This window comes from Streptomyces pathocidini (assembly GCF_001418495.1).
Classification (GTDB): domain Bacteria; phylum Actinomycetota; class Actinomycetes; order Streptomycetales; family Streptomycetaceae; genus Streptomyces; species Streptomyces pathocidini.
In genome coordinates, this window is sequence record NZ_LIQY01000218.1 from 1 (window position 1) to 5,840 (window position 5,840).

At 71.4% G+C, this 5,840-nt stretch carries 4 protein-coding genes; 1 reads left to right on the plus strand and 3 read right to left on the minus strand.

Annotation, left to right across the window (positions count from 1 at the left end):
• Positions 1 to 140 precede the first annotated feature (140 nt).
• The 3 genes from AOK16_RS12215 to AOK16_RS12225 form a co-directional block, all read right to left on the minus strand.
• Positions 141 to 1,457 carry an MFS transporter gene (locus tag AOK16_RS12215; protein WP_055472285.1) on the minus strand — a complete coding sequence of 439 codons (1,317 nt, stop codon included), beginning with the start codon at positions 1,455 to 1,457 and terminating at the stop codon, positions 141 to 143.
• A gap of 158 nt (positions 1,458 to 1,615) precedes the next feature.
• A complete protein-coding gene (locus tag AOK16_RS12220) occupies positions 1,616 to 2,722 on the minus strand; it encodes a branched-chain amino acid aminotransferase (RefSeq protein ID WP_055472286.1) in 1,107 nt (368 codons plus the stop codon).
• A 262-nt stretch (positions 2,723 to 2,984) separates the two neighbouring features.
• Positions 2,985 to 4,025: a 3-isopropylmalate dehydrogenase gene (locus tag AOK16_RS12225; RefSeq protein WP_055472287.1), complete on the minus strand. Its 1,041-nt coding sequence runs from the start codon at positions 4,023 to 4,025 to the stop codon at positions 2,985 to 2,987.
• Positions 4,026 to 4,180: 155 nt separating this feature from the next.
• Here AOK16_RS12225 and AOK16_RS12230 point away from each other — a divergent pair, with 155 nt between their 5' ends.
• Positions 4,181 to 5,794, plus strand: a complete 1,614-nt coding sequence (locus tag AOK16_RS12230; RefSeq protein ID WP_055472288.1) for a purple acid phosphatase family protein — start codon at positions 4,181 to 4,183, stop codon at positions 5,792 to 5,794.
• Positions 5,795 to 5,840 lie beyond the last annotated feature (46 nt).

The following is a 5,840-nucleotide window of genomic DNA, read 5'->3' on the forward strand; positions in this document are numbered from 1 at the left end:
ACCACCGCGGTGGAGCTCGGCGGTGCCGAACCGCCGCAACCGGTCGATTGCCGGGCCCCCACGGCGGTGGAACCCGCGGTGCCGAACCGGCCGCAAGCTGGGCCCAGCCAGGGGCCAGGTCCCCCCGCGCGCGGGCGCGGTCAGGGCACCGTGCGGGTGGGGACGGGCTCACGGACCGCGCCGGAGGCGAGAAGGTCGATGTCGCGGGTTTCGCGCATGGTGAGGTAGACGATCAGGGAGATGGCCGCGCAGCCCGCCACGTACCAGTAGAAGCCGGATTCGGCGCCCGCGTCCTTGAACCACAGGGCCACGTACTCCGCCGTGCCGCCGAAGAGGGCGTTGGCGATCGCGTACGGGAGGGCCACGCCCAGGGCGCGGACGCCCGTCGGGAACAGCTCGGCCTTCACGCAGGCGTTGATCGAGGTGTAGCCGGTGATGACGACCAGCGCGAGGAGCGCGAGGCCAAGCGCGGGCCAGAAGCTGCCCGCGTGCCGCAGCATCGTCATGATCGGCACGGTGAGGAACGTGGAGCCCACCGCGAAGGTGATCAGCAGCGGGCGGCGCCCGATCCGGTCGGACAGCAGGCCCGCGAGCGGCTGGAGCGCCGCGAAGACGATCAGCGCGCAGAAGCTGACCAGCGTCGCGGTCTGCTTCGGCAGTCCGGCCGAGTTCGAGAGGTACTTGGTCAGATACGTGGTGTACGTGTAGTACGCGACCGTGCCGCCCATGGTCAGCGCGATGACCAGGAACGCCTCCCGGCGGTGGAGCCACAGCGCCCGCAGCGTGCCCCGCTCCTGCGCAGCGCCCGACTCCGCGCCCTCCACCGTCTCGTACACCTCGGTCTCCAGCATGTTGCGGCGCAGGTAGAACACCACGGCAGCGCCGAGCGCGCCCACGATGAACGGGATGCGCCAGCCCCAGCTGTGCAGCGCCTCGTCGGACATCGTGCGCTGGAGCACGATCTGGAGGCCGAGCCCGGCGATCTGCCCCGCGGTCATGGACACGTACTGGAAGCTGGAGGCGAAGCCGCGCCGGTGGGGCGCGGAGGCCTCGGTGAGGTACGTGGCGCTGGCCGCGTACTCGCCGCCGACGGACAGCCCCTGGAGAAGCCGGGCGACCAGCAGCACGGCCGCGCCGCCGTAGCCGGCGACCGCGTACGTCGGGGCGATCGCGATGAGGACCGCGGAGGCGGACATCAGCGTGACGGTGAGCGTCAGCGCGGCCTTGCGGCCCTTGCGGTCACCGACGCGGCCCAGCAGCCAGCCGCCGACGGGGCGCATGAAGAAGCCCACCGCGAAGATGCCCGCGGTGTTCATGAGTTGGGCGGTGGGGTTCCCGCTGGGGAAGAAGGACCCGGCGAAGTACGTCGCGAAGCTCGCGTACACGAACCAGTCGAACCACTCGACCATGTTGCCGGCCGAGCCGACCCAGATCTTCTTCCACTGCTGCTGTCCCATGACGGGCCACGCTGCCCGAGCGCCCCCGCCCGCAGCAAGAGTGCACACCGCAACGATCTCGCGTACTTGCGTACATTGCGTTCACGGCGGATGGACGCAACACACGGTCCCCCCAACTCCCGGTCGTCGAGGGGATCGTGGCGCGGCCTGACGAGGCGTCAGCCCAGGGGGTGCATCCAGCCGTGGGCGTCCCGCGCGGCGCCCGTCTGGATGTCGAGGAGCGCCTTGCGCAGGCGCATGGTGACCTCGCCCGGCTGCCCGTCGCCCACCGTCCAGTCGGCGCGCGCGGACTTCACCGAGCCGACGGGGGTGATCACGGCGGCGGTGCCGCAGGCGAAGACTTCGGTGAGCGAGCCGCCGGCGTTGCCCTCGCGCCAGTCGTCGACGGAGATGCGGCCCTCGGAGACCTCGTAGCCGAGATCCTCGGCGATGCGCAGCAGCGAGGCGCGGGTGATGCCCGGCAGCAGCGAGCCGCTCAGCTCCGGCGTCACGATGCGCCGCTTGCCGTCCTCCTCCCCGTACACGAAGTACAGGTTCATGCCGCCCATCTCCTCGATCCAGCGGCGCTCGATCGCGTCCAGCCAGACGACCTGGTCGCAGCCGTGCTCAAGGGCCTGGGCCTGGGCGACCAGCGAGGCGGCGTAGTTGCCGCCGGTCTTCGCGGCGCCGGTGCCGCCGGGGCACGCGCGCACGTACTCCTCCGACAGCCAGACCGAGACCGGCTTGACGCCGCCGCGGAAGTACGCGCCGGCGGGCGAGGCGATGACCATGAACAGGTACTCGTTGGCGGGCCGGACGCCCAGGCCCACCTCGCTGGCGAACATGAACGGCCGCAGGTACAGCGCCTGTTCGCCCTCGCTCGGCACCCACGCCTTGTCCTGCTTGACCAGCGCGTCGCAGGCGGCGATGAAGGTCTCGACCGGCAGCTCGGGCATGGCCATGCGGCGGGCGGAGGCCTGGAAGCGCTCCGCGTTGGCCTCGGGACGGAAGGTGGCGACGGTGCCGTCGGGCTGACGGTAGGCCTTGAGTCCCTCGAAGATCGTCTGCGCGTAGTGCAGCGTCATGTTGGCCGGGTCGATCGCCAGCGGCGCGTACGGCACGAGCTGGGCGTCGTGCCAGCCCCGCCCCTCGGTCCACTTGATCGTCACCATGTTGTCGGTGAAGTGGCGGCCGAAGCCGGGGTTGGCCAGGATCGCCGCGCGTTCGGCCGCGGAGAGCGGGTGCGAGGAGGGCTTGAGCTCGATGGCGGTGGTGGGCGTCGTCATGTGTGGTGTCCTTCGCGTCAGGTCAGAGCGGACCGCACCCGCCGTCCTCCTGGTGCTAGGACGTCCGAGTTTCCCCTCGCACAGCGGCCCCATCGCCGATTATCGCAGCGACGGGGCCGTGGACCTACACGTGCGGCCCGAGAGGTCTGGGAGGCAGTCGTGGATCGCGGTCACTGACCGGCCGGGCCGACTGGCGGGTGGGTGCCGCGCGGCCGCCCTTCCGGTGGGAGGGGCGGCGGCGTCCGGCGGGTGGACCCGGCGGTCAGCCGGATACTCGGGCGGCCAGCGCGTCACCGATCGCGTCGGTGGTGCGCGGCGTGCCGTCCCGCTCGGCCAGGTCGGCGGCGACGGCCTCCTCGATACGGGCGGCCTCCTCCGCGTACCCGAGGTGGCGCAGCAGGAGCGCGACGGACAGGACGGTGGCCGTCGGGTCGGCCTTGCCCTGGCCCGCGATGTCCGGCGCGGAGCCGTGGACCGGCTCGAACATCGAGGGGAACTCGCCGGTGGGGTTGATGTTGCCGGAGGCCGCGAGGCCGATGCCGCCGGTGACGGCGGCGGCCAGGTCGGTGAGGATGTCGCCGAAGAGGTTGTCGGTGACGATCACGTCGAACCGCTCGGGCTGCGTGACGAAGAAGATCGTCGCCGCGTCCACGTGCAGGTAGTCGGTGGTGACCTCGGGGTACTCCTGGCCCACCGCGTCGAAGATCCGCTTCCACAGGTGGCCCGCGTGCACCAGCACGTTGTTCTTGTGGACCAGCGTCAGCTTCTTGCGCGGCCGCGCCTGCGCCCGCTCGTAGGCGTCCCGCACCACCCGCTCGACGCCATACGCCGTGTTCAGGCTCACCTCGGTGGCCACCTCGGCCGGCGTGCCGGTGCGCAGCGAGCCACCGTTGCCCACGTACGGGCCCTCGGTGCCCTCGCGGACGACGACGAAGTCGATGTCGGGGCGGCCGGCCAGCGGGCTGGCGGTGTTGGGGAACAGCTTCGACGGGCGCAGGTTGATGAAGTGGTCGAAGGCGAAGCGGAGTTTGAGCAGCAGCCCGCGCTCCAGCACGCCCGACGGCACGGAGGGGTCGCCGATCGCGCCGAGCAGGATCGCGTCGTGGCCCTTCAGCGACTCCAGCTCCGCGTCCGGGAGGGTCTCCCCCGTGGCGTGCCAGCGCCGGGCGCCGAGGTCGTACTTCCTGGTCTCCAGCTTCACGTCCTGCGGCAGGACGGCGGAGAGGACCTTGAGGCCCTGGGCCACCACTTCCTGGCCGATTCCGTCACCGGGGATCACTGCGAGGTCGATGCTGCGAGACATGTTCCGCACCCTACTCCCCGTCCCAGGGTTCGACACGCCTTGTCCGCGATGCGGACCGCCGCGGGGTCGCGCACTGAGCCGTCCGGGGGTTCGGTCGACTGCCGTTCACCCTTTGTACGCCATGGAGTTGGGCTCTCCTGGCAAGTTCTCTTTACATGGACACTCCCCGTATCGGCATCCCGGAGAGCCTGCAGAACCGGATGAGCATGCCGGAGCAGCACGAGTACCTGCGCACCAGGCTCTCCCGCCGCCGCGTCCTCGTGGGCGGCGCGGCCACGGCGGGGACGGCCGGCGGGATCGGCCTGCTGGCCGGCTCGTCCTGGACGGCTCTGGGGGCACCCCCAGCGGTAGCTGGGAGAGGCAGCGCGGGCCCCACGCTCGTCGACTCCCCCGCCACCGTCCGCGTCGACGGTTCCCTGGTCGCCCCCTTCGGCCGCCACCTCGCCTTCGGCGCCGACCCGCGGACGCAGATGCGGATCTCCTGGCAGGTGCCGTTCGCGGTGCGCCGGCCCTTCGTACGCGTGGGGCTCCAGCCCTGGGACCTGAGCCAGAAGATCGAAGCGGAGGTGCGCGAGCTGCACACGCCCTCGCTCTCCGGCAAGCTCCCGGCCGTCGACCAGTTCTATCTGCACGCCGCGCTGGACGGGCTGCGCCCGGGGACCACGTACTACTACGGCGTCGGGCACGAGGGCTTCGACCCCGCCGAGGCGAGCCGGGTGGCGACCGTCGGCTCCTTCCGCACCGCTCCGGCGCGGGCCGAGAAGTTCGTCTTCACCGCCTTCGGCGACCAGGGCGTCAGCTACGACGCCCTCGCCAACGACCAGTTGATCCTGGGCCAGAACCCGTCCTTCCACCTGCACGCGGGCGACATCTGCTACGCCGACTCCGCCGGCCAGGGCAAGGAGTCCGACACCTACGACGCCCGGGTATGGGACCAGTTCCTGGCGCAGACCGAGTCGGTGGCCGCGCGCGTGCCGTGGATGGTGACCACCGGCAACCACGACATGGAGGCCTGGTACTCCCCCAACGGCTACGGCGGCCAGTCGGCCCGCTGGTCCCTCCCGGAGAACGGCCCTGACCCGCGGCAGGCCCCGGGCGTCTACTCCTTCACGTACGGCAACGTGGCCGTGGTGGCGCTCGACGCGAACGACGTCTCGTACGAGATCCCCGCCAACAAGGGCTACACGGACGGGAAGCAGACGGCCTGGCTGGAGAAGCGGCTGCGCGCGCTGCGCGCCGACGACTCCGTCGACTTCGTCGTGGTCTTCTTCCACCACTGCATGTACTCGACCACCGCCTCCCACGCCTCCGACGGCGGCGTGCGCGACGCGTGGCTGGACCTCTTCGAGAAGCACCAGGTCGCCCTGGTGGTCAACGGCCACAACCACGTCTACGAGCGCACGGACGCGATCCGGCGCGGCGAGGTCGGCCGGCAGGTGCCCATCGGCGCCACGACCGACCCCACCCGCGACGGCATCGTCTACGTGACGGCGGGCGGCGCGGGCAAGGCGCTCTACAGCTTCCCGCCGGGCGTCCCGGACAGCTACGAGGGCCACGTCGAGGACGTGGACCACATCGTCAGCTACCACTGGACGAAGGCGCGCGTGCCGGACCCGGACGTGGTCGAGTGGTCCCGAGTCCGCTACACCGGCTTCTCCTTCCTCGCGGTGGAGGCCGAGCCCGGCCCCCACCCGAGGCTGAAGGTCACCGCGCTCGCCGAGAGCGGCGAGCGCATCGACGCCTTCGAGGTGGTACGGAACCGGTCCTAGTGACCGGTGGCACCGCCGTTGTCCCTCCGGTCCAGCGCGCGCTGGA

What these genes read in the sequence shown, in the direction of transcription:
- AOK16_RS12215 (WP_055472285.1), bottom strand. Translation starts at nt 1,457, where the DNA reads ATGGGACAGCAGCAGTGGAAGAAGATCTGGGTCGGCTCGGCCGGCAAC.
- AOK16_RS12220 (WP_055472286.1), bottom strand. Translation starts at nt 2,722, where the DNA reads ATGACGACGCCCACCACCGCCATCGAGCTCAAGCCCTCCTCGCACCCG.
- AOK16_RS12225 (WP_055472287.1), bottom strand. Translation starts at nt 4,025, where the DNA reads ATGTCTCGCAGCATCGACCTCGCAGTGATCCCCGGTGACGGAATCGGC.
- AOK16_RS12230 (WP_055472288.1), top strand. Translation starts at nt 4,181, where the DNA reads ATGGACACTCCCCGTATCGGCATCCCGGAGAGCCTGCAGAACCGGATG.